At 65.1% G+C, this 21,582-nt stretch carries 18 protein-coding genes; 15 read left to right on the forward strand and 3 right to left on the reverse strand.

What is annotated here, in order from left to right; all coding sequences use genetic code 11:
- The first annotated feature begins 29 nt into the window (after positions 1-29).
- The 3 genes from tssM to ACP7EG_RS02600 are packed head-to-tail and all read left to right on the forward strand — an operon-like array spanning position 30 to position 5,605.
- Positions 30-3,836, forward strand: coding sequence for a type VI secretion system membrane subunit TssM (gene tssM, locus ACP7EG_RS02590; RefSeq protein ID WP_426086299.1), 3,807 nt, complete (start codon positions 30-32; stop codon positions 3,834-3,836).
- Positions 3,833-4,813 (forward strand): type VI secretion system-associated protein TagF, encoded by a 981-nt coding sequence (gene tagF / locus ACP7EG_RS02595; RefSeq protein ID WP_426086300.1) that lies wholly within the window; start codon positions 3,833-3,835, stop codon positions 4,811-4,813. Before tssM ends, tagF begins: the two co-directional genes overlap by 4 nt.
- Positions 4,814-4,822: 9 nt before the next feature.
- Positions 4,823-5,605 carry an OmpA family protein gene (locus tag ACP7EG_RS02600; RefSeq protein ID WP_426086301.1) on the forward strand — a complete coding sequence of 261 codons (783 nt, stop codon included), beginning with the start codon at positions 4,823-4,825 and terminating at the stop codon, positions 5,603-5,605.
- A gap of 50 nt (positions 5,606-5,655) precedes the next feature.
- Here the strand turns inward: ACP7EG_RS02600 and icmH are convergent, their stop codons facing one another.
- Genes icmH through tssJ form a run of 3 tightly spaced genes read right to left on the reverse strand, consistent with a single transcriptional unit; the run spans position 5,656 to position 8,429 of the window.
- Positions 5,656-6,441 (reverse strand): type IVB secretion system protein IcmH/DotU, encoded by a 786-nt coding sequence (gene icmH / locus ACP7EG_RS02605; RefSeq protein ID WP_426086302.1) that lies wholly within the window; start codon positions 6,439-6,441, stop codon positions 5,656-5,658.
- Positions 6,438-7,808 carry a type VI secretion system baseplate subunit TssK gene (gene tssK, locus ACP7EG_RS02610; protein WP_426086303.1) on the reverse strand — a complete coding sequence of 457 codons (1,371 nt, stop codon included), beginning with the start codon at positions 7,806-7,808 and terminating at the stop codon, positions 6,438-6,440. The genes icmH and tssK overlap by 4 nt, the downstream gene beginning before the upstream one ends.
- Positions 7,809-7,844: 36 nt before the next feature.
- The gene (gene tssJ / locus ACP7EG_RS02615; RefSeq protein WP_426086304.1) at positions 7,845-8,429 is read right to left on the reverse strand and encodes a type VI secretion system lipoprotein TssJ; all 585 of its coding nucleotides are present in this window, start codon (positions 8,427-8,429) and stop codon (positions 7,845-7,847) included.
- A gap of 275 nt (positions 8,430-8,704) precedes the next feature.
- Between tssJ and ACP7EG_RS02620 the strand changes: the two genes are divergently transcribed.
- The 12 genes from ACP7EG_RS02620 (at position 8,705) to ACP7EG_RS02675 (ending at position 21,535) form a co-directional block, all read left to right on the forward strand.
- Complete coding sequence (locus ACP7EG_RS02620; RefSeq protein ID WP_426086305.1) at positions 8,705-9,307, forward strand: hypothetical protein; 603 nt, start codon at positions 8,705-8,707, stop codon at positions 9,305-9,307.
- 37 nt (positions 9,308-9,344) lie between these two features.
- Positions 9,345-9,854, forward strand: a complete 510-nt coding sequence (gene tssB / locus ACP7EG_RS02625; protein ID WP_426086306.1) for a type VI secretion system contractile sheath small subunit — start codon at positions 9,345-9,347, stop codon at positions 9,852-9,854.
- A gap of 1 nt (position 9,855) precedes the next feature.
- Positions 9,856-11,355: a type VI secretion system contractile sheath large subunit gene (tssC, locus tag ACP7EG_RS02630; RefSeq protein ID WP_426086307.1), complete on the forward strand. Its 1,500-nt coding sequence runs from the start codon at positions 9,856-9,858 to the stop codon at positions 11,353-11,355.
- Between the two features lie 31 nt (positions 11,356-11,386).
- Entirely contained in the window at positions 11,387-11,878 is a 492-nt protein-coding gene (locus tag ACP7EG_RS02635) for an Hcp family type VI secretion system effector (protein WP_034750126.1), read from the forward strand.
- A 66-nt stretch (positions 11,879-11,944) separates the two neighbouring features.
- Positions 11,945-12,418: a type VI secretion system baseplate subunit TssE gene (gene tssE / locus ACP7EG_RS02640; RefSeq protein WP_426086308.1), complete on the forward strand. Its 474-nt coding sequence runs from the start codon at positions 11,945-11,947 to the stop codon at positions 12,416-12,418.
- Positions 12,415-15,054, forward strand: coding sequence for a type VI secretion system ATPase TssH (gene tssH, locus ACP7EG_RS02645; protein WP_426086309.1), 2,640 nt, complete (start codon positions 12,415-12,417; stop codon positions 15,052-15,054). Before tssE ends, tssH begins: the two co-directional genes overlap by 4 nt.
- A gap of 20 nt (positions 15,055-15,074) precedes the next feature.
- Positions 15,075-16,106 (forward strand): type VI secretion system protein TssA, encoded by a 1,032-nt coding sequence (gene tssA / locus ACP7EG_RS02650; RefSeq protein WP_426086310.1) that lies wholly within the window; start codon positions 15,075-15,077, stop codon positions 16,104-16,106.
- Between the two features lie 48 nt (positions 16,107-16,154).
- Positions 16,155-16,940, forward strand: coding sequence for a substrate-binding periplasmic protein (locus ACP7EG_RS02655; protein ID WP_426086311.1), 786 nt, complete (start codon positions 16,155-16,157; stop codon positions 16,938-16,940).
- 35 nt (positions 16,941-16,975) lie between these two features.
- Entirely contained in the window at positions 16,976-17,488 is a 513-nt protein-coding gene (locus ACP7EG_RS02660) for a lipocalin family protein (RefSeq protein WP_426086312.1), read from the forward strand.
- A gap of 263 nt (positions 17,489-17,751) precedes the next feature.
- Entirely contained in the window at positions 17,752-19,503 is a 1,752-nt protein-coding gene (locus tag ACP7EG_RS02665) for a methyl-accepting chemotaxis protein (RefSeq protein ID WP_426086313.1), read from the forward strand.
- Between the two features lie 71 nt (positions 19,504-19,574).
- On the forward strand, positions 19,575-20,267 hold the full coding sequence (locus ACP7EG_RS02670; protein ID WP_426086314.1) for a tRNA-uridine aminocarboxypropyltransferase: 693 nt from the start codon (positions 19,575-19,577) through the stop codon (positions 20,265-20,267).
- Between the two features lie 128 nt (positions 20,268-20,395).
- Entirely contained in the window at positions 20,396-21,535 is a 1,140-nt protein-coding gene (locus tag ACP7EG_RS02675; protein WP_426087122.1) for a PA0069 family radical SAM protein, read from the forward strand.
- The last annotated feature ends 47 nt before the right edge of the window (positions 21,536-21,582 follow it).

Genomic DNA, 21,582 nt, shown 5'->3' on the forward strand with positions numbered 1-21,582 from the left:
TTGCTTTGCGACCTCACCCTGGGCTCATCATGCTGCGACGAATCTGGTATTTCCTCACCGACAGCCGCAATCTGACCATCCTCGGCTTCGTGGCGCTGGCCGTGTTCCTGTACCTGGGGGCCGAGGTGCTGGAAGTGGCGCTGATCTGGGCGCTGGCCTTGCTGTTGCTGGCCTTTGTCACCTGGCTGGGCCTGTGGCTGTGGCGCCGGCGCCGCGCGCGGCACAATGCCCAGGCGCTGGGACAAGCCATCCTCAACGAAGCCGAGATCGCCGCCGCGCAAGCGGCCTCGGCCTCGACGGCCAACAGCACCCAGCACGGTGAACTCGACGCCGTGCGCACGGGCATGCTGGCTGCCATCGAGACTATCAAGACGTCCAAGCTGGGCCTCAAATCAGGCGCCGCCGCCCTGTACGAATTGCCGTGGTACATGATCATCGGCAATCCGGCCGCCGGCAAGAGCAGCGCCATCCTGCATTCGGGCTTGCAATTCCCCTTCGCCGACGGCAAGGTCGTGCAAGGCGTGGGCGGCACGCGCAACTGCGACTGGTTTTTCACCACGGATGGCATCGTGCTCGATACGGCGGGACGTTATTCTATCGTCGACGAGCATCGCGGCGAATGGTTCGGCTTTCTCGACCTGCTGAAAAAATACCGGCGCAAGGCACCCGTCAACGGCATCCTCATCGCCGTCAGCATCGCCGAATTGAAAGGCGACCCCGACGTGGGCATGCAACTGGCGCGCAGCCTGCGCAAGCGCGTGCAGGACGTCATCGAACGCCTGGAAGTGTTCGCGCCCCTGTACATCGTGTTTACCAAGGCGGACCTGATCGCCGGCTTCACGGAGTTTTTTGCCGATGCCGAACGTAGCGAGCGCGAGCGCGTCTGGGGCGCCACCATGCCTTACCAGCGCAAGCTGCCCACGGCCGACCTGCTGGCGTTTTTCGACCAGAGTTTCGATGAATTGCACGATGGCTTGACGGAGCTGAGCCTGGCCAACATGGCACACCGGCAACGCAAGACGATGGCGCCGGGCGTATTCACCTTTCCGCTGGAATTTGCCGCCATCAAGCCGGCCCTGCGCGCCTTCATCGCCACCCTGTTCGAGGAAAACCCATTCCAGTTCCAGCCCGTGTTCCGCGGCTTTTATTTCACCAGCGCGTTGCAGGAGGGCGAGCCCGTGAGTGCCTCTTCGCAGCAGGTGGCGCGCCGCTTCGACCTGGCCTACGCGCCGGCCCCGGTCGCAGCGCCGTCCGGTGCGCGCCAGCATGGCTTTTTTCTGCTGGAACTGTTCCGCAAGGTGATTTTTGCCGACAAGCACCTGGTGGCCAACTATGCCAACCGCGCCAAGCTGCGCTTCAAGTACGCCGTGTTCTTTGCCGCGACGGTGTCGCTGGGCGCCTGCCTGGGCGGCTGGAGCTGGTCCTACCTGGGCAACCGGCAACTGGTGGCCAATGTCGAGGCCGATCTGAACAAAGTGGTGAAACTGCAGGAGCGCCGGCTGGACTTGCAGTCGCGCCTGGAAGCGCTGGAGATCTTGCAGGACCGCATCGAGCAGCTGGAAGCGTACCGCACGCAACGGCCCTGGTCCTTGCGCCTGGGCCTGTACCAGGGTGAGTTACTTGAACGCAAGCTGCGCGAGGAATATTTTGCCGGCGCGCGCCAGGTCATGCTGGACCCCGTGGCGGGCGCGCTGGAAGCCTTGTTGTTCGAGATGAACGCCAGCGCCGACCAGTTGCAGCCCACGGCGCGCACGCCGCAGACACCGGCCGCCGCATCCTCTGCGCCACGCAATGTCCAGTACCAGGCGGCCAGCGCGACGAATGTGGAAGATGCCTACAACGCACTGAAAACCTATCTGATGCTGGCCGACAAGACGCATGCCGAGAGCAGCCACCTGAACGACCAGCTGACGCGTTTCTGGCGCGGCTGGCTGGAAGGCAACCGGGGCGCCATGCCGCGCGAGCAGATGATACGCAGCGCCGAACGGCTGCTGACGTTTTACCTGGCGCAGATCGGCGATCCGTCCTGGCCGCGCATCGAGCAGAAGCTGGCGCTGGTCGACCAGGCACGCGAAAACCTGCGCCGCGTGGTGCGCGGCATGCCGGCGCGCGAGCGCGTGTATGCCGACATTCGCGCGCGCGCCTCGACGCGTTTTCCTGGCATGACGGTGGCGCGCATCGTCGGCGAACAGGATCAGGCGCTGCTGGCGGGCAGTTACGCTGTCTCCGGCGCCTTTACGCGCCAGGCTTGGGAAAAGTTCGTCGAGGGAGCGTTTCGCGACGCCGCCAACCGCGAGCTGCAAAGCGCCGACTGGGTGCTGAAAAGCGCTTCCACCGACGACCTGACCCTGGAAGGCAGTCCGGAACAGATCGAGAAAAACCTGGTGGCCATGTACAAGGCCGACTACGCGCGTGAATGGCAAAAATTCGTGCAGGGTGTCGCCGTCGCCGACCTGAAAGGCTTTGACGGCGCCGTGCAGGCGATGAACCGCCTGGGTGACCCGCAAGCGTCGCCGATTGCCAAACTGCTCACGGCCATTTACGAGGAAACCTCGTGGGACAACCCGGCGCTGCAGAATGCGCAATTGCGCAAGGCCGAGCGGGGCATCATCGCCTGGTTCAAGGAAACCGTACTGCGCCGCGCGCCATCGCAGCTGACGGTCAATCCGGGCGTGAATGCGCAGATCGACCCGGCCCGCCTGGATAAACCGATGGGTCCCGTGGGGCGCGAATTTGCCGGCGTGGGCAAGCTGGTGGCGGCCAGAGACAACAACGCCTCGCTGATGCGCGCCTACCTGGAAGCGCTGTCGAAACTGCGCAGCCGTTTGAACTTGCTGAAGAACCAGGGCGACGCGGGGCCGGGTGCGCGCCAGTTCATGCAGCAGACGCTGGAGGGAAGTGGTTCCGAACTGGCCGACACCCTGAAACTGGTCGACGAGCAGATGCTCACGGGGATGAGCGACGCGCAAAAGCAGGCGATTCGCCCTATCCTCGTGCGCCCGCTGATGCAGACCTTTGCCGTCATCGTCGCGCCGGCCGAACTCGATATCAACAAGACCTGGGCGGCGCAGGTATATGAACCGTTCCAGAAATCGCTGGCCAACAAGTATCCGTTCGCGCCCACGGCGCGCATCGAGGCGAGCAACCTGGAAATCGGCCAGTTCTTCGGCCCGGAAGGCCTGGTGGCGAAATTCGTCACCACCTCGATGGGCCCCCTCGTGGTGCGGCGCGGCGACATGCTGGCGCCGCGCACCTGGGCCGACATGGGCATCAGCCTGTCGCCGCAGGTGGTGGCGCGCTTTCCCGGCTGGATCGCGCCGCTGGGCGCGGGCGGCGTGGCGGCCACGTCGACGGCGGCGCAAACCGTGTTCCAGATCCAGCCGTCGCCCGCGCCGGGCACCCTGGAATACACGGTGGAGATCGACGGCCAGCAGCTGCGCTACCGCAACACCCCGGCGCAGTGGACGAACATGCTCCATCCCGGCCCGCAAGGCGCATCGGGCATGCAAGGGGCGCGCATCACGGCCGTCACCTTCGACGGGCGCACGGTGGAACTGTTCAACGAGCCGGGGCAATTCGGCTTGAAGCGCATGATCGATGCGGCCACCAAAAAGCGCAAGGACGGCGGCGTGTTCGAACTGCGCTGGGCGCGCGGCGAGGTGGCCGTGGCGGTCGACCTGAAAATCACCAGCAGCGCGGAAACGACGGGCGCCGGTGCCGCCACTGCGGTGCAGGAGCAGGGTTTTCGTGGCATGCAGCTGCCCGAGACTATCGTTGGCGCTGCGGCACCCGTGCCGGCCATTGCCGCCGTTGCGGCGGCGGGAGTGTCGCCATGACGCGCGCGCAACAGCAGGTGCGCCTCGGCTACTTCGGCAAGATCCCCGCGCGCGGCGATTTCATCAAGGCTTGCGACAATCACGCGCTGGTGCAGCTGCTTGACGACTGGCTGGCGCAGGTCATGACTGCCCTGACGGTGGAACCGCGCTGGAAGCTCAATTACGATGCCCTGCCGCCGCTGCGCTTTGCCTTTGTCGGCACGCGCAGCCGGCGCGCCATCGCCGGACGCCTGGAAGCGAGCAACGACCAGTCGCTGCGGCGCTTTCCCTTCATGGCCATGGGCGCGCTGGAAGTCGATGACGCCGAAGCCTTTGTCGCTTGCAGCCCGCTGGCGCTGGCGCCGCTGTGGCAGCGCGTGGAGCAGCTCTCGCAAGGCATCGTGGCCAGCGCCGAACCGGGTCCGGCGCTGCTGGCGCTGGCCGGCAACGTGGTCGAAGTCGAACCGGCCGCAGCGTGCCACGCGGCGCGGCTGGCCGCCTTTTTGCAGGCGCAGACCGTGCACGGCTTGCAGACCATGCTGGCTTCGCCCGCGTTCCCCGTGACGGTGCGTGAATTGCTGCTGGGTCTGGGCCTGCTGCTGCAGCCGGTGCGCCAGAGCGGCTTGCCGCGTCTGGAGAAAAGCCTGGTGCTGCCGCTGCCGCAGGAGGTGCAGCTGCGCGAGCTGGTGGCCAGCTTCTGGCTGCACCTGATCGCGCCTTTCCTGCGCCAGGCCGATTTCGAACTGGCGCTGTTTTTTTCCCACCTCGACGAGGCGCCCGTGCTGGTGATCGGTTTTTGCGGCGCCGACCCGCACGGCTTGCGCGCGCTGATCGATCCGCAGGCTGGCAGCGAACGGCTGATCGTGTTCGACCAGCTCGACTGGGTCGAGGAGCAGCTGGGAGACGCTGCGGCGCTGCGCCAGTTTTCCGCCTGCCTGCAGCAGGAGCAGTTGTCGCTGCGCTCGGCCTGCGCCATGTTTGCCGCCACCTTTGCCTGAAGGATTGCGATGAAATCTCACATTTTCCTGCTGCCGCTGCTTGCCGCGGCCATTCCCTGCCACGCGCAAGCGCAAGCGCCCCAGACGCCGATGCCGGGGCAGATCCTCGTCACGGGCACCCTGGCCGACGAGGCGGGCAAGGCGGCCGTGCTGGCCCGCCTGCGCGAACTGTATGGCGCCGAGCGCGTGGTCGACCAGATCGCCATCGGCAACGTGGCCGTGCCGGCCAACTGGAACGCCTACGTGCAAAAATTGATCGCGCCGAACCTGAAGCTCATTTCACGGGGGCAGATCAGCATCGCCGGCAACAACGTCAGCGTGCGCGGCGAAGTGGCGAACGAGGCGCAGCGCCAGCAGATCGCCAGCGACATCGCCACCAGCCTCAATCCCACCTACACCGTCAACAATGGCTTGCGCGTCAAGGCGGCCGAGGCCGAGCAGGGCTTGCTCGATGCGGCGCTGGACAAGCGCATCATCGAATTCGACAGCGGCAAGGCGTCCATCACGCCGGCCGGCCTGGCCATCCTCGACGAGATGGCGGCCGTCATGCTCAAGCTGCGGGGACGCAAGGTGGAGGTGATCGGCCATACGGACGACACGGGCCTGCGCGCCAGCAATGTGGCCCTGAGCCAGGCGCGCGCCGAAGCCGTGCGCACCTATCTGGCCAGCAAGGGCATCGTGGCCGAGTCGGTGCTGGTGTCGGGCCAGGGTCCGGACCGCCCCGTGGCCAGCAACGCCACGGCCGATGGCCGGGCGAGAAACCGGCGCATCGAGTTCAGGATGGCGCAGTAGATTGGGTTGACACCTCACAAAACCGACGCGCAGTAGGTTTTGTGAGGTGTTCAGGGCAGGGTGATGGTCAGGTGTGCTGGGCTTGGCGCCAGTTTGACCAGGTCCGCATACGCGGCCAGGGTCGTTTGCGTGCCGCGCGTCAGATGCGTCTTCAGGCCCAGGTAGGCGCAGATGGCCAGCAGGGCGAAAAAGCTCGACAGCGCCCACAGCGGCACGTCGCTGCCGCGTTTGTTGATCACCTGGTCGGGGCGTTCCGCGCGCGGCGCGAAGCCACGGCTCTTGCCCTTGATGTGGGCGATTTCGTCGCCCAGGCGCGCCGTCAGGTAGCTGAGTTTTTCGCCGCCATCGATCGCATACTTGCCCTGGAATCCCAGTAATAAACACATGTGGAAAACCTGCAGCGCCTGTACGCGCATGGCACCCTTGCCGCGCAAAGCGTCGAGGCGGTCGAAAAAATGTTCGCCCGCCAGCTGGTCGCCAAAGATCAGCAGCTGCAGCGGGCGCCTTTCCCACTGCTTGCGCAGGGTGAACGGCGAGGCCAGGATGATTTCATCGACGGCCGCGCAAAATGCATACTTGGCCGCCTCGATATCATCGCCATCGGCGCGGATCTTTTTCGCTTCGCGTTCGAAGTCGCCGAGGAAGGCCGTGATGCGCTCCATGAAGCTTTGCTCGTCGCCGGGCGCCGAACCGTGCTTCAGCATGAACAGCATGTAAAAGCCTTCGTGCATCAGGTCCAGCAGGGCGCTGCCGGCCTGCCGGCTGTTGCCTGCAGGGGCGGCACCACGTGGTCCCAGCAGGGAGGGCGCCGCGCGCCGTTCGATGAGCTGGCTCATGCCGTCACCGCGATCAGTTCCAGCTGCAGGTCGCGTATGCCGGCCGGCACGTAGACGGAAATCGACTGCGCCTTGAGCATCTGTTCATACAGGGCACCGCGGTTTTCAAGCGCAAAGTAATAGGTGTCGGGGCGCACGGGAATGGCCGCCGGCACTTGCGGCGCATGCGACAATTTGAGGCCGGGCATGGCCGTGAGCACGCATTTTTCGACGTCGTCGGGCGCCCCCACTTTTACCCGCAGCGGCACCACATCCACCAGCTCGATGGCGGGCATGGCGGCGCGTATCGCCAGGTACAGGGTGGTGTGCTGGTCGATCTTGCCCGAATCGAGCTTGCCCAGGTAATACGACGGCTTGTCCTCCAGCAGGGCGATGGAAAAATACTTCGACGAGATGACGGTATCGAGCAGTTCGCGGATGATCGCGTCGATGGCGTCGAAGCAGGCGCCCGGCTGCGCGTGGTCGTAGGCGGGCAGGCTGGCCAGGGTGTAGTGCTTGGAGTAGCTGAGCAAGCCGCCCGCCAGGCCCAGCAGCGCCTCGTACAGGCGCTCCGGATGCAGGGCCGGATGGCGCACATAGTGCATCAGTGCGGCGGCGGCCGTGCTGACCGTGTGCAGCAGCCAGAACGAGGACACGTCACCCGAGCGGAATTCGATCACGTTGCGGCTCGGCTCGCGGTGGTGGCCGTGCAGCGCGCTCACTTTCGCCTGCAGCGCGTCGAGCAGGTGTTCCAGCACGCCTTGCAGGCGCGGCGCGCCGGCGATCGCCAGGCTGGGCGCCATGAACGAGGGTACGGGCTCGAAGCCGCCCGACACCGTGCGCCGCAGGGCGATCAGCGGCAGGCAGTCGTAGGAGCCGCGCGCTTCGCTGTCGGGAATCAGGCGCACGGTTTTCTTCAGGTAGGCCACGTCGGCGACGGCGGACTCCGTAAACAGGTCGGGCGTGGCGCGCATGGCGTGCGCAAAGCGCGTGGCCGCCGGCGTACCTGCCTTTGATTCCTGCGCCGTGTAATTCATGCCTTCGCGGTTAAGGATGGGCAGCGCCGCGTAGTACGTCACTTCCTGCACCGCTGGCGGCAGCGCTTCCAGGTCCACCGGCGGGGGCAGGGTATCGCTGCCCGGTGCGCCGTCGCCCAGCGCCTCGAACACTTCGCCGTCGCGGAAGATCGCCGACAGGGCCAGCAGGCGCAAGGTGCCCGTCTGCAGCGCCGCCAGGTCCCACTGCAGATGCGCCACGCCCCACAGGTAGGGATGCAGCGCACTGGCCGTGTGATGCAGGCGTGCTTCGTGATACTGATCCTGGCGCTGGAAATGCTGCGGCCGCAGGAACAGGCCCTCTCCCCACAAGACTTTCGCTGCCATGCCCATCGCGTTTCTCCTTTGAGTGTGTGGCGTGTGTTTGCGCTACTGGCAGCGCGGGCTTGACAGCGTGGACGTGCCGCTGACGCTCAGCGCGCAGGCGTGCAGGCCGACGGTGATGCCGCCGCGTTCCGCGTCGGCAGCGCCAAAGGTGGCGCGCCAGCGCTGTGCCGCTGGCGCGCGGAACAGGGCCACGACGCCGATGAAATATGCTTCCTTGCTGACTTTTTCCTGCACTTCGTAGCGCTGGCCCGGTACCAGCAGTACCTCCTTGACTTCCATCAGGTCGGCGCCCAGTGCGGCCTTTTCGCGCTGCGCGTCGAGGAAGCTGTCGTAGGGGGCCTGCTCGAAGGCGGCGCTCTGGCGCAGTTTGTAGATGCGCGCCACCAGCGCCAGCGGCCGGCCTTCGGCATCGGTGTTGAGGCGCTGCGCCGCGTGCAGGCGGATGCTGACGTTGCGCGGCGGTTTTTGCGCGTCCGGCAGTTCGGGCGGCGGCTTGGCCACGCCGGCCATTTGCAGCGCCGCGTTGGCCAGGGTGCCGATGGCGCCGCCCGCGCAGCCGGCCAGCAAAAGGGCCGGCAGCAGTAGTGCGATGGCGCGCGCCAGGCGGAAAGAGGCGTCAGATGGCATGGGTTTGCTTTACAAAGGGAGGGAGAAATAAAAGTGTTGCTGCCATTTAATCCCATGCACCGGCGATCTACTTGCGTTGGCGCAAAGTCCGCCTGCGATCAAGACAATTACTGCGCCAGATCAGGATTCATGGAGCTGTACCCCGCTGTGGCGTGGAACTTCTTCTTTGCTGATTAATCTCAATCTGGCAAAAAAATTGGCGATCAATAATGGCCTCCACCAAGGCGCCGCCCATCTTTCCCAGCGGTAGCGTCCTCCACGTGAAGGAATGCCCGATGAAGCCAGCCACCATGTTGCCCCGTATTGCCTGCCTCGCCAGCGCCTTGCTGCTGGCCGCCTGCGCCACGCCAGACCAGCCGGCGCCCACCAAACCTGCCGCGCCGACCCTGGCGCAAGTGATGAGCGACGCCGATGCGGCCGCGCGCGCCGGCCAGTACGAACGCGCCATGACCCTGCTCAAGGCCGGTGGCAGCAGCTACCCGGCCGACAAGGCGCCGTGGCTGCAAATGGCGCAGATGAAGTTCGACCGCGGCCAATACGGCGACGCCATCGGCCATGCGCTCGAAGCGCTGGAACGCGACCCGGATGACAAGGTCGCCAACAGCATCGTCGCCGTCAGCGGTTTGCGCCTGTCCGGCAAGGCGCTGGCCGACCTGTCGCGGCAAAACAATCTGAATGGCTCGCTGCGCTCGGAAGCGCAGGAGCTGGCCAAGCTGCTGCGTGCCAGCATCGGCGAAGACGTGCTGGTGCCGCCGGCCAGGCGTGCGCCGGCGGCCGGCAAGCGCGCTGCCAGCTCCAGTTCCAGCGTCGGCACGCCGGCGGCGAAGGGCGCGGCAGCGCCAGGCAGCGCGGCCGACCCGTTCAGCGGCTTGAAATAAGCCAGCATCCCCACCATCCCTTTGCAAAGGAAGCGACATGCCCAAGTCCGACAGCGTGCAAAAACGCCTGCAAAAGATACGCGCGCCGCGCGTGCAAATGACCTATGACGTCGAGATTGGCGACGCGATTGAAAACAAGGAGCTGCCCTTCGTGGTTGGCGTACTGGGCGACTTTGGCGGCAATCCGGACAGCGAAAAAAAACGCCTGAAGGACCGCAAGTTCGTCGCCATCGACAGCGACAATTTCGACGAAGTGCTGGCCGGCGTGGAGCCGGTGGCGCGTTTCGCCGTGCCGAACCGCATCAGCGAGGCGGGCGGCACGTTCGCCGTCGACCTGCACTTCCGCTCGATGGATGACTTTCGCCCGGAATCGGTGGTGCGCCAGGTCGACCCCTTGCGCAAGCTGCTCGAGGCGCGCACCAAGCTGGCCGACTTGCGCAACAAGCTGGCCGGCAACGACAAGCTGGAAGATTTGCTGACGGAAGTGCTGAACAACACGGACAGCCTGGCCAGCCTGAAACCGCAGTTCCCTGCACAGGAGGATTGAGATGAGCGCCCAGGCAGAAGCCCCAGAAGTCCTTGCTGTATCCGTGTCCGATGCCCCGGCTGCGACCGACTTGCTGGACCAGATCGTCGAGCAGAGCCGCGTCGCCAAGTCCGGCGCCGAGCATGCGCGCGCGCGCGACCTGATCTCGGAACTGGTGGCGCAGGTGCTCGACGGCACGGTGCTGATGTCCAGCAGCCTGTCGGCGACGCTGGACGCGCGCGTGGCGGAAATCGACCGCCTGATCTCCGCCCAGCTCAGCGAAATCATGCACGCGGCGCCGTTCCAGCAGCTCGAACAAAGCTGGACGGGGCTGCGCTACCTGGTCGGCAATTCCGATACGGGCACCCGCCTGCAGATCCGCATGTTCAACGCCACCAAGCGCGAACTGGTGAAGGATTTCCAGGCCGCGCTGGAGTTCGACCAGAGCAGCATGTTCAAGAAGGTGTATGAAGAGGAGTTCGGCACCTTCGGCGGCGCGCCGTTCGCCGCGCTGCTGGGCGACTTCGCCATTTCGCGCCAGCCGGAAGACATGTATTTCGTCGAGCAGATGTCGCACATCGCCGCCGCCGCGCACGCACCCTTCATCGCTTCGGCCGCGCCGGAACTGTTTGGCCTGGAAAGCTACGGCGACCTGGGCAAGCCGCGCGACCTGGCCAAGGTGTTCGACACCATCGAGTACGCGAAATGGAAAGCCTTCCGCGAATCCGAGGATGCGCGCTACGTGGGCCTGACCTTGCCGCGCTTCCTGGGCCGGTTGCCCTTCAATCCCGTCGACGGCACCACCGTCGAAGGTTTCAATTTTGTCGAGGAAGTCGATGGCAGCGACCATCACAAATACCTGTGGTGTAACGCCGCGTATGCGTTCGGCAGCAAGCTGACGCGCGCGTTCGCCGATTACGGCTGGTGCGCCGCCATCCGCGGCGTGGAGGGCGGCGGCCTGGTGGATGACCTGCCGACCCACACCTTCAAGACGGACGAGGGCGACGTGGCCCTGAAATGCCCGGCCGAAGTGGCGATCACCGACCGTCGCGAAAAGGAATTGTCGGATCTGGGCTTCATCTCGCTGGTGCACTGCAAGAACACGGCGTACGCGGCATTTTTCGGTGCGCAGTCGGCGCAGAAGAGCCGCAAGTACAACAGCGACGCGGCCAATGCCAACGCGGTGCTGTCGTCGCAGCTGCAGTACATCTTTGCCGTCTCGCGCATCGCCCACTACATGAAGGCCATGATGCGCGACAAGATCGGCAGCTTTGCCGCCGCCTCCAACGTGGAAGATTTTCTGAACCGCTGGCTGATGCAGTACGTACTGCTCGACGATAACGCCAGCCAGGAGCAGAAGGCGCAGTTCCCGCTGCGCGAGGCGTCCGTGCAAGTGCATGAAGTGCCGGGCCGGCCCGGCGTGTATCGCGCCGTGTCGTTCCTGCGTCCCCATTTCCAGCTCGATGAGCTGTCCGTTTCGCTCCGACTGGTCGCGGAGTTGCCGAAGTCGACCAATTCATGATCCACCCATCTTTCAACCAGAGGAGCACACCATGGCAATCGATGTATATCTGCAGATAGACGGCATCAAGGGCGAGTCCACCGATGACAAGCACAAGGACTGGATCGAGTGCAAATCGGTCAGCTGGAGCGTCGAGCAGCCGAAATCGGCCACCGCCTCGACGGGCGGCGGCCACACGGCCGAACGCTGCGAGCACAAGGACATCGTCATCTCCAAGCTGGCCGACCTGGCCTCGCCGGTGCTGCTGCAGACCTGCTCGGCCGGCAAGACCATTCCCAAGGCGCGCTTCGAATTCATGCGCGCCGACGGCCAGGGCGAGCGCGTCAAGTACTTTGAAATCGAAATCGAAAATGTATTGATCGGCGCCGTCACGCCGAACGTGGAAGAAGGCGACATTCTCGGTGAACACGTCGGCTTCAAGTTCTCGAAAGTGAAGTGGAAATACACGCAGCAAAAAGTGACGGGCGGCGCCGGCGGCAATACCTCGGGCGGCTGGGACCTGGCCGCGAACCGCGTGGCTTGATCGATGGCGCGCGGCGCGCGGCGGCCACCAACGCCCGCGCGCCGCGCCGTTTTTTCAGGAGAGCGCATGGACAGTTATGTACCCGGCCTGTTCGACCGCCTGATGGGCGACGGCGCTGCGGCGGGCGGCGTGGCGGTGCGCCTGTCGCTGGAACAATTGAAGGATGCGGTGGCGCGCGACCTGGAAGAGCTGCTCAACACGCGCGTGGCCCTGCCGCCCGGCGCGCTGGACGCCTATCCGGAATGCGCGGCGTCCATCGTCAACTACGGCTTGATCGATTTCGCCGGCATGTGTTTGTCCAGCAGCGAAGACCGCGCCCGCATCTGCGCCGCGCTGAAGGCGGCCATCGAACGCCACGAACCGCGTCTGCGCAATGTGCGCGCCCGCCTGGAGCGGGAAGCGGGCAGCATCAACCGCGTCGGCTTCGTCATCAGCGGCACCCTGGCCGTGATGTCCGGTGGCGAGACGGTTAATTTCGACGCCGTGCTGCAGCCGTCGTCGCTGCGCTATTCGATCAACCGCAAGGGAGCCGCCGCATGAGCAATCATTTGAAAACCCTGATCGCCAAACTGAATGACACGTCGCGCACGGCCGCCACCCGCGCCGCCGGCATCTGCGTGGGACTGGGGCAGTATGAAGTCGATGTCGAACACCTGTTCCTGGCGCTGCTGGAGCAGGAGCGCAGCGATTTCGTCACCATCGCGCGGCGCAGCGAAATCAGCCTGACGGCGCTGGAGGCGGACTTGCGCCGCGAGATCGGCGGCTTCCGCACGGGTAGTGCGCGCACGCCCGTGTTTTCGCCCCACTTGCCGCTGCTGTTCGAGCACGCCTGGCTGATCGCCTCGCTCGATACGGCGCAGCCGGGACCCATCCGCAGCCGCCACCTGTTATTGGCGCTGCTGACGGAACCGGAACTGTCGCAGCTCGCGTACCGTGGCTCGAAGCTGTTCGCCCGCTTCAGCGTGGAGCAATTGAAGCACCATCCGGACAAGCTGACGGCCGGCTCCGGGGAGGACAGCGCGGCCGTGCCGCAGCTTTCCGAGACACCCGACGATCCGCTTGCGACTTTGGCCAGCAAAACCCCGGCGCTGGATCAGTTCACCACCGACCTGACGCAGCTGGCGCGCGACGGCAAGCTCGATCCCGTGATCGGCCGCGAGGCGGAAATCCGTCAGGCCGTCGACATCCTGCTGCGCCGGCGCCAGAATAATCCGATACTCACCGGCGAGGCGGGCGTGGGCAAGACGGCCGTGGTGGAAGGCCTGGCCTTGCGCATCGCGGCTGGCGACGTGCCCGAGGTGCTGCAGGGCGCGCACATCCACGCGCTCGACATGGGCTTGCTGCAGGCCGGTGCCAGCGTGAAGGGAGAATTCGAAAGCCGGCTGAAAAACGTCATCGATGAGGTGGCGAAAAGCCCGCATCCCGTCATCCTCTTCATCGACGAGGCGCACACCATGATCGGTGCCGGTGGCCAGGCGGGGCAGAACGACGCGGCCAATCTGCTGAAACCGGCGCTGGCGCGCGGCGCCCTGCGCACGATTGCCGCCACCACCTGGAGCGAGTACAAAAAATACTTTGAAAAGGATGCGGCGCTGGCGCGGCGCTTCCAGGTGGTGAAGGTGGAAGAGCCAAGCGAGGACATCGCCTGCGCCATGCTGCGCGCCATGGCGCCGCTGATGGAGCGCCATTTCGGCATCCGCGTGCGCGACGCCGCCATCGTCGAGGCGGTGCGCCTGTCGCACCGTTATATCAGCGGGCGCCAGTTGCCCGACAAGGCCATCAGCGTGCTCGATACGGCCTGCGCCAAGGTGGCGCTGGGCCAGCGCGCCACGCCAGCGCAGCTGGAAAACGCGAACCGGCGGCAGGAACGCATCGGCGCGGAAATCGCCGCCTTGAGCCGTGAGGCGGCCGAGGGCGAAGCGCCCGACAAAGCGGGCGCCGCGCGCCTGGCGCAGCTGCGGCGCGAGCATGACGAAGGACAGGCGGCAGTCGCGGCGCTGGCACAGCGCTGGGAGCGCGAAAAAACGCTGGTGGCGCAGATCGGCGACTTGCGCGCGCAGTTGCGCGGCGAGCGGCCGGGTGAGATCGGCGCGGCGCGCCTGCTGGCGCTGAAGGAAGAACTGGCGGCGCTGCAGGGAGAAGCGCCGCTGTCGCCGCTGGAAGTCGACGCCCAGGTGGTGGCCGGCATCGTCGCCGGCTGGACCGGCATCCCGCTGGGGAAAATGCTGAAGGACGAGATCCGCACGGTGCTGACCCTGGACGGCGCGTTGCGCGAACGGGTGCTGGGGCAGGACCACGTCATCGCGGCTGTTGCGCAGCGCGTGCGCACGGCGCGCGCCAGCCTGGACGACCCGAACAAGCCGCAAGCCGTGTTCCTGTTCACGGGACCGTCCGGCACGGGCAAGACGGAAACGGCGCTGGCGCTGGCCGACCTGCTGTATGGCGGCGAGCGCAAGCTCATTACCATCAACATGAGCGAATACCAGGAAGCGCACAGCGTGGCAGGCCTGAAAGGCTCGCCGCCCGGCTATGTCGGCTATGGCGAGGGCGGTGTGCTGACGGAAGCCGTGCGGCGCCAGCCCTACAGCGTGGTGCTGCTCGACGAAGCGGAAAAAGCGCATCCCGACGTGCTGGAATTGTTCTTCCAGGTCTTCGACAAGGGCGTGCTCGATGATGCGGAAGGGCGCGAAGTCGATTTTCGCAACACCGTCATCATCGCCACCTCGAACCTGGGTTCGGGCGCCATGATGGCCGCCTGCCTGAACCGTGCGGCGCAAGACTTGCCCACGCCGGCCGCGCTGGAAGAACTGGTGCGCCCGCAACTGGTGGCGCATTTCAAGCCGGCCTTGCTGGGGCGCCTGAAGGTGCTGCCGTTCTATCCCCTGACCGACGCGGTGCTGGCCGAGATCATCGCCCTGAAACTGGCGCATATCGGCGCGCGCATCGCGCGCAACCACCAGGCGCAGTTCAGCCATGACGCGGGCCTGGTCGACGCCGTGCTGGCGCGCTGCACCGAGGTCGATTCGGGCGCGCGCAATGTCGATCAAATTCTCAACGGCAGCCTGCTGCCGGCGATTGCCGAAGCGGTGCTGGCGCGCATGGCCGAAGGCGAGCCGATCGCCTCGATACGCGTCAGCGCCGGCAAGCAGGGGCAGTTCAAGTACACGATCCGATAATCCACCTTGCGGAGAGCGCCATGTTCAATCTGGAGCAGTTGCTGCATCCCGTCAGCGCCGTCAGCCCATGTGGCGAAGACATCACCTTCAGCCAGGAGCTCGACGCCATCGCGCGCGCGCGCCAGCACGATGACCCGAGTCTGGACCAGGGCGAGTGGGTAACGGCGCTGAAGGAAGCCGACTGGCCTTTCGTGGCGACGCGCTGCGAACAGCTGATCGCAGCGCGCAGCAAGGATTTGCGCGTGGCCGTGTGGCTGGCCGAGGCCCACGCGAAGACGCGCCACTTCCGTGGCCTGGGCGATGGCTACGCGCTGTTGGCCGGCCTGTGTGAGCGCTATTGGGAAGGCCTGTACCCGCCGGCGGAAGAGGGCGACCAGGAACAGCGCATCGGCAATGTCTTCTGGTTGCTGTCGCGCACGCCGCAGCTGCTGCGCCAGATCCCGCTGACGGAAGGCACCGATGGCCTGTTTGCGCTGCAGGATTTCGATGCGGCGCGCCAGCGCGCGGCGGCCAGCCTGGCGCAGGGCGCAGCGGAGCAGGGCTGGGGCGATACGCGCCACGACGACGCTGCGACCCTGGCGCAGATGGAGGCGGCGCGGCAAAGGAATACGCGCGCCTTTTCCGACGGCTTGCTGGCCGATGCGCAATACTGCATGCAGTCGCTGCTGGCGTTCGAACGCAGCGTCGATGCGCGTTTCGGTGCCGATGGCCCGAGTTTTCGCGCCGCGCGCGAAGCGCTGGAAAACGTCATTCATTTCATCGCGCCGCTGTCGCCCGGCGCGGACTTCGCTGCTGCGCCGGCCGCCGCCGGCCAGGGCGCCGACGGGGGCGGGGGCGCCATCGTGCAGCGCCAGCAGGCGCTGGCCCAACTGCGCCAGGTGGCCGATTTCTTCCGCCGCACGGAGCCGCACAGCCCCGTTGCCTACCTGGCCGACAAGGCCGCCAGCTGGGGCGAGCTGCCGCTGCACCTGTGGCTGCGCGCCGTCGTGAAGGACTCGGGCACCCTGGCGCAGCTCGACGAGATGCTGGGCACGAACAGCGCGAACGGATGATCGCTTGTCGCGCTTCCATGCTAATCTTTGGGCATGCCCAGAATGCCCATGTTGCCTGCCGCGCTATGCCTGTTCATCGCTGCCAGCGCGCAGGCCGGGACGCCGACGCCGCTGGTGATCTATGGCGACGACGATTATCCGCCGTACTCCTACGTCGAGAATGGCCAGCTGAAAGGCATCTACACGCAGATCGTGCGCGAAGCGGTGCAAGCGATGCCGCAGTATGCGGTGCAGTTGCGCCCCGTACCCTGGAAGCGGGGGCTGCTGATGCTGCAGACGGGCGAGGCCTTTGCCCTGTACCCGCCGTATTCGTGGCGCAGCGAACGGCCGTATGTGCGCTATTCCGTGCCGCTGCTGATGGAGCAGCTGGTGGTGCTGTGTAACCAGGACGTGCTGGCCAGGCGCGCGCTGCGGCAGTGGCCCGCCGATTATGGCGGCCTGCACATCGGCGTGAACGCGGGTTTCCTGCTTGGCGATGCGACGCTGACGGCGTCCTTGCGCACCGAAAAAATCGTGCTTGACCCGGCCAAGGGCACGCGCACGAATCTGCTCAAGCTGATGCGCGGGCGCATCGATTGCTATGTCAGCGACCGCCTGTCGGCGCAGTGGGAATTGCAGCGCATCGGGCGCGAGAGTCCGCCGGGCGCGCCGATGCAGGCGATCGAGGAAACGGCGCAGCTGGCCAGCCAGCAGGGCCACCTGGGCTTCACGGTGCGCCGGCCGGCCGCCTACCCCTATCGCGATGACTTTATCGAGCAATTCAATACCGCCATCGTGCGCATGCAAAATAGTGGCGCGATCCGCCGCATCGTCGACCGTGCATTGTTACCCTGACGTTGCTGCCCTGATTTCACCATCTGGAGAAGACCATGAAAAAACTGTTGTTCCTGTGTGTGCTCGTGCTGGCCGGCTGTGTGGGCCGGCCCGAGAATATTCATCCCGTCAAGAACTTCGACACGACCCGCTATCTGGGGAAGTGGTATGAGATCGCGCGCCTCGACCACTCGTTCGAACGGGGCCTGAGCCATGTGACGGCCGACTACAGCCTGCGCCAGGATGGCGGCCTGAAAGTACTCAATCGCGGCTACAAGGAGGCGGACGCGAAGTGGAAGGAAGCCGAAGGCAAGGCGTATTTCGTCGACAAGAAAGACGTGGGCTACCTGAAAGTATCGTTTTTCGGTCCCTTCTATGGTTCCTACATCGTGTTTGACTTGGACCAGCAAGATTACAGCTATTCCATGATCAGCGGCCCCGATAAATCATATTTGTGGTTGCTGTCGCGCACGCCGACCATGGACCCTGCCTTGCAGCAGCGGCTGGTCGAGAAAGCCCGAGGGCTGGGTTTCGACACGTCAAAATTGATCTATGTGAAGCAAAACTGACGATGCTTGCCAGCCGCCCGTACGCGGCGGCATAGCGCCTTGCAATTGTTGCTTTTCTGCATGTTATTTCTTGCAATACCATCCTGATTCACTCACAATCTGCTCCAAAGTGGTGCGCTGCGGCGCGCTGCCATTCTGGCGACGCTGGGTAGCGTGCGTCGCCGCTCGTGATTGCCGCACGGCAGATGCCTGCTATATTGGTACGTAGCAGCAAGTCGGTTTCGTGGCGTCTGTGCATTGTTTTTTCAGATAGGAATCACGCAATGAAAAACCTCAAAATCGGCGTACGCCTCGGTGGCGCTTTTGCCGCCGTCCTGCTGCTGTTGACGAGCCTGACCGTGGTGGGCATCGTGCAGATGCAAAGCGCCAGCAAGGAAACCGATGCACTGGTCAATGTCAAGGTGCGCAATGAGCGCCTGATCGGTGAATGGACCAAGGTCATCGAGGTGAATGCGGCGCGCACGGCGGCCGCCTGGAAAGTGGGCGATCCCGAACACCAGAAGCAGTTTGAACAGGAAATGGCGGTCTCGTCGGCGCGCGCCACGGAAATCCAGAACGCTATCGGCAAGAGCGAGCTGAACGCCGAAGAGCAGGCGCTATACCAAGAAGTGCTGAGCACGCGCAAGGCGTACACGGAAGTGCGCAAGAATGTGTTCAAGGCCAAGAATGCGGGCGACCTGGAACTGGGCAAGCGCCTGTATGAAGGCGACATGGCCACCAAGCGCGACATTTACCTGGCGTCGCTGAACAAGCTGGCCGTGCTGGAAACCAGATTGCTCGATGAAGCGGCCGCGCAAATCCGTTCGCGCTACGAAAATGGCCGTTTGCTGCTGATCTCGCTGGGCGCGGTCGCCATTTTGCTGGGCATCGCCTGCGCCTACTGGATCACGCGCTCGATCACGCGTCCCATCACGCGCGCCGTCGAGGTGGCGGAAGCCGTTTCCGCCGGCGACCTGACCAGCCATATCGTGGTGGACAGCCGCGATGAAACGGGGCAATTGATGCATGCGCTGAAAAACATGAACGATAAACTGGTCAGTATCGTCGGCCAGGTGCGCGTCGGCACCGAATCAATCAGCACCGCGTCGAGCGAAATTGCCGCCGGCAACCTGGACTTGTCATCGCGCACGGAAGAGCAGGCCAGCTCGCTGGAAGAGACGGCGTCTTCGATGGAAGAGCTGACCTCGACCGTGAAACGCAATGCCGACAATGCGCGCAGCGCGAATCAACTGGCCATCGACGCCTCGCAGATCGCCAGCAAGGGCGGCGTGGTGGTGTCGGAAGTGGTCAGTACCATGGGCTCGATCAACGATTCCTCGCGCAAGATTGTCGACATCATCAGCGTCATCGACGCCATCGCCTTCCAGACGAATATCCTGGCCCTGAACGCGGCCGTGGAAGCGGCCAGGGCTGGCGAGCAGGGCCGCGGTTTTGCCGTGGTGGCTTCCGAGGTGCGCAACCTGGCGCAGCGCTCCAGCGCGGCGGCCAAGGAAATCAAGGGCTTGATCGACGATTCCGTGCAAAAGGTCGAGGCCGGTTCGCAACTGGTGGACAAGGCGGGGCGCACCATGGACGAAATCGTGCAAAGCATCAGCCACGTCACGCAGATCATGAACCAGATCACCGATGCCAGCGATGAGCAGCGCGCAGGCATCGAACAAGTCAACCAGGCCATCGGCCAGATGGACCAGGTGACGCAGCAAAACGCGGCCCTCGTGGAAGAAGCCGCTGCGGCGGCTGAATCCATGCAGGAGCAGGCAGCCAAGCTGGCCGACGTGGTGGGCGTGTTCAAGCTCGATGCCACGCAGCACTCTGTTTCCGCCAGTGCTGCCCCGTCTGTGAAAGCGTCTGCGCCGGTCAAAACTGCCGTGCGGCCTGTCGTGCAAGCGGCCGTACGGCGCGCGCCAGCACAGCCCGCAGCCGCGCCGGGCAAGGCGGCGCCAGCGGAAGCTGTGCGCGCACGCGCGCCGAAGGCGCCGGTGGCGTCTGGCGCCGACGAATGGGAAGAGTTTTAAGCGCAGATTCCCCGTGGCCTGGCGCGGGCGCTACAATCGCGGCTTGAAGACAGCCGCGAACGCGCTCCGCCATGACCACCCGCCGTACCTCCAGTTCTACCAGTTCTACCTTCGCATCGTCCTCCCTGGCTGAACCCGCCAAACGCGCACGCTGCCCAGCCTGCCTGCGCGCCGCAAGCAGCTGCATCTGCCGCTGGATCGCCCCCGTGGCCCATGCAGTGGACGTGCTGATCCTGCAGCATCCGCTGGAAGTCCACAACGCCAAGGGCAGTGCCCGCTTGCTGCACCTGAGCCTGCCCAACAGCCGCATGCTGACGGGCGAGCAGTTTGCCCCCGATACGCTCGCCGCACTGCTGGCCGACAAGCACAATGTGCTGCTGTATCCGGATACGCCCGGCGACCGTTCGCTGGGCATCGCGCCGCCGCCAGCGCTCGACCCCGCCATCTTGCTCGATCCGGCCCGATTTTTGAGCCAATTGCAGCTGGTGGTGCTGGACGCCACCTGGCGCAAGAGCCGCAAGATGCTGTACCTGAATCCCTCGTTGCAACAGTTGCCGCGCCTGCCACTGCGCGATACGCCCGCTTCCCATTACCTGATTCGCAAGGCGCACGCGCCAGACCAGTTATCGACCCTGGAAGCGACCTGCTATGCCCTGATGCAGTTGGAGCAGGATGCGCCCCGCTTCGTTCCCCTGATCACGGCATTTGACGGCTTTGTCGAACAGCAGTTGAGTTATGTCATGCCGCATGGTGAAAAAGCGTGAAACGGCAGCACGCCAGCCCTTGATCTTGCCCGCACAGCGGCATAGTATACTGTACGTATATACAGTTAGTGGGGCCGTTCATGAAAGCAATCATTCCAGAGCACGATGACAGCTTCGCCGGGCAAGCCATGTTGCCGCCGCAATCGCTGAAAGCCCTCAAGGGGCGCGGTGCCGTGTCGAACCTGCAAGGGCGCTACGAGGCGCAGGCGCGCGCCGGTTTCGATGACGGCTGGAGCGTGGGTGGCCTGGATGCGGCGGAGGGGGAGGCGGCGCCGGGCTGGAAAACGCAGGTCAGCGACGAGCAGGCGCGCACCATCCTCACGCGCAATGCTTCGCCCGATTTGCCCTTCAATGTGTCGCTGAATCCGTACCGGGGGTGCGAACACGGCTGCATTTACTGCTTTGCCCGTCCCACGCACAGCTATCTGGGCCTGTCGCCGGGCCTGGATTTCGAAAGCCGCATCTACGCCAAGGTGAACGCCCCTGAGCTGTTGCGGCGCGAACTGGCCAAGCCGTCGTATGTGGCCGAGCCGATCGCCCTGGGCGTCAATACCGATGCGTATCAGCCGTGCGAACGCGAACGGCAGTTGACGCGGCGCGTGCTGGAAGTTCTGCACGAGTGCGATCATCCTGTGGCGCTGATCACCAAATCGTCGCTGATCGAACGCGACATCGACATTCTCGCGCCCATGGCGGCCAGGCGCCTGGCGGCCGTGGCCGTCACTGTCACCACGCTCGATCCCGCCATCGCGCGCACGCTGGAGCCGCGCGCAGCCGCCCCGGCGCGGCGGCTGCGCACCATCCGCACCCTGACGGAGGCGGGCATCCCCGTGGGCGTGAGCATCGCGCCCATCATTCCTTTCGTGACGGAACCGGAAATCGAGCAGCTGCTCGAAGCCGTGCGCGACGCGGGCGCCATCCACGCCCATTACGTGGTGCTGCGCCTGCCGTGGGAAGTGAGCCCCTTGTTCCAGCAATGGCTGGAAGCGCATTTCCCGGAACGGGCCCAGCGCGTGATGAACCGGGTGCGCGAAATGCGTGGCGGCAAGGATTACGACAGCGCGTTCGGCATGCGCATGCGGGGCGAAGGCGTGTGGGCCGATCTCATCCGTCAGCGCTTTGAAAAGGCCGTGCATCGGCTGGGCTTGCACGGCAAGGGTGGCCGCTTCAAGCAGCTCGATTGCACGCAGTTCCGCCGGCCACTGGTGGTGCCGCCGTTGGGGAACTCGGCAAAAGGGGGCAATGCGGGGCAGCTGGATTTGTTTTAGCGCATGGCGTGACCGGACTGCGGTCAATGCAGTTCCCGCTTCTGGCG

This window comes from Janthinobacterium sp. PSPC1-1 (genome assembly GCF_049897625.1).
GTDB classification, from domain to species: domain Bacteria; phylum Pseudomonadota; class Gammaproteobacteria; order Burkholderiales; family Burkholderiaceae_D; genus Janthinobacterium; species Janthinobacterium tructae.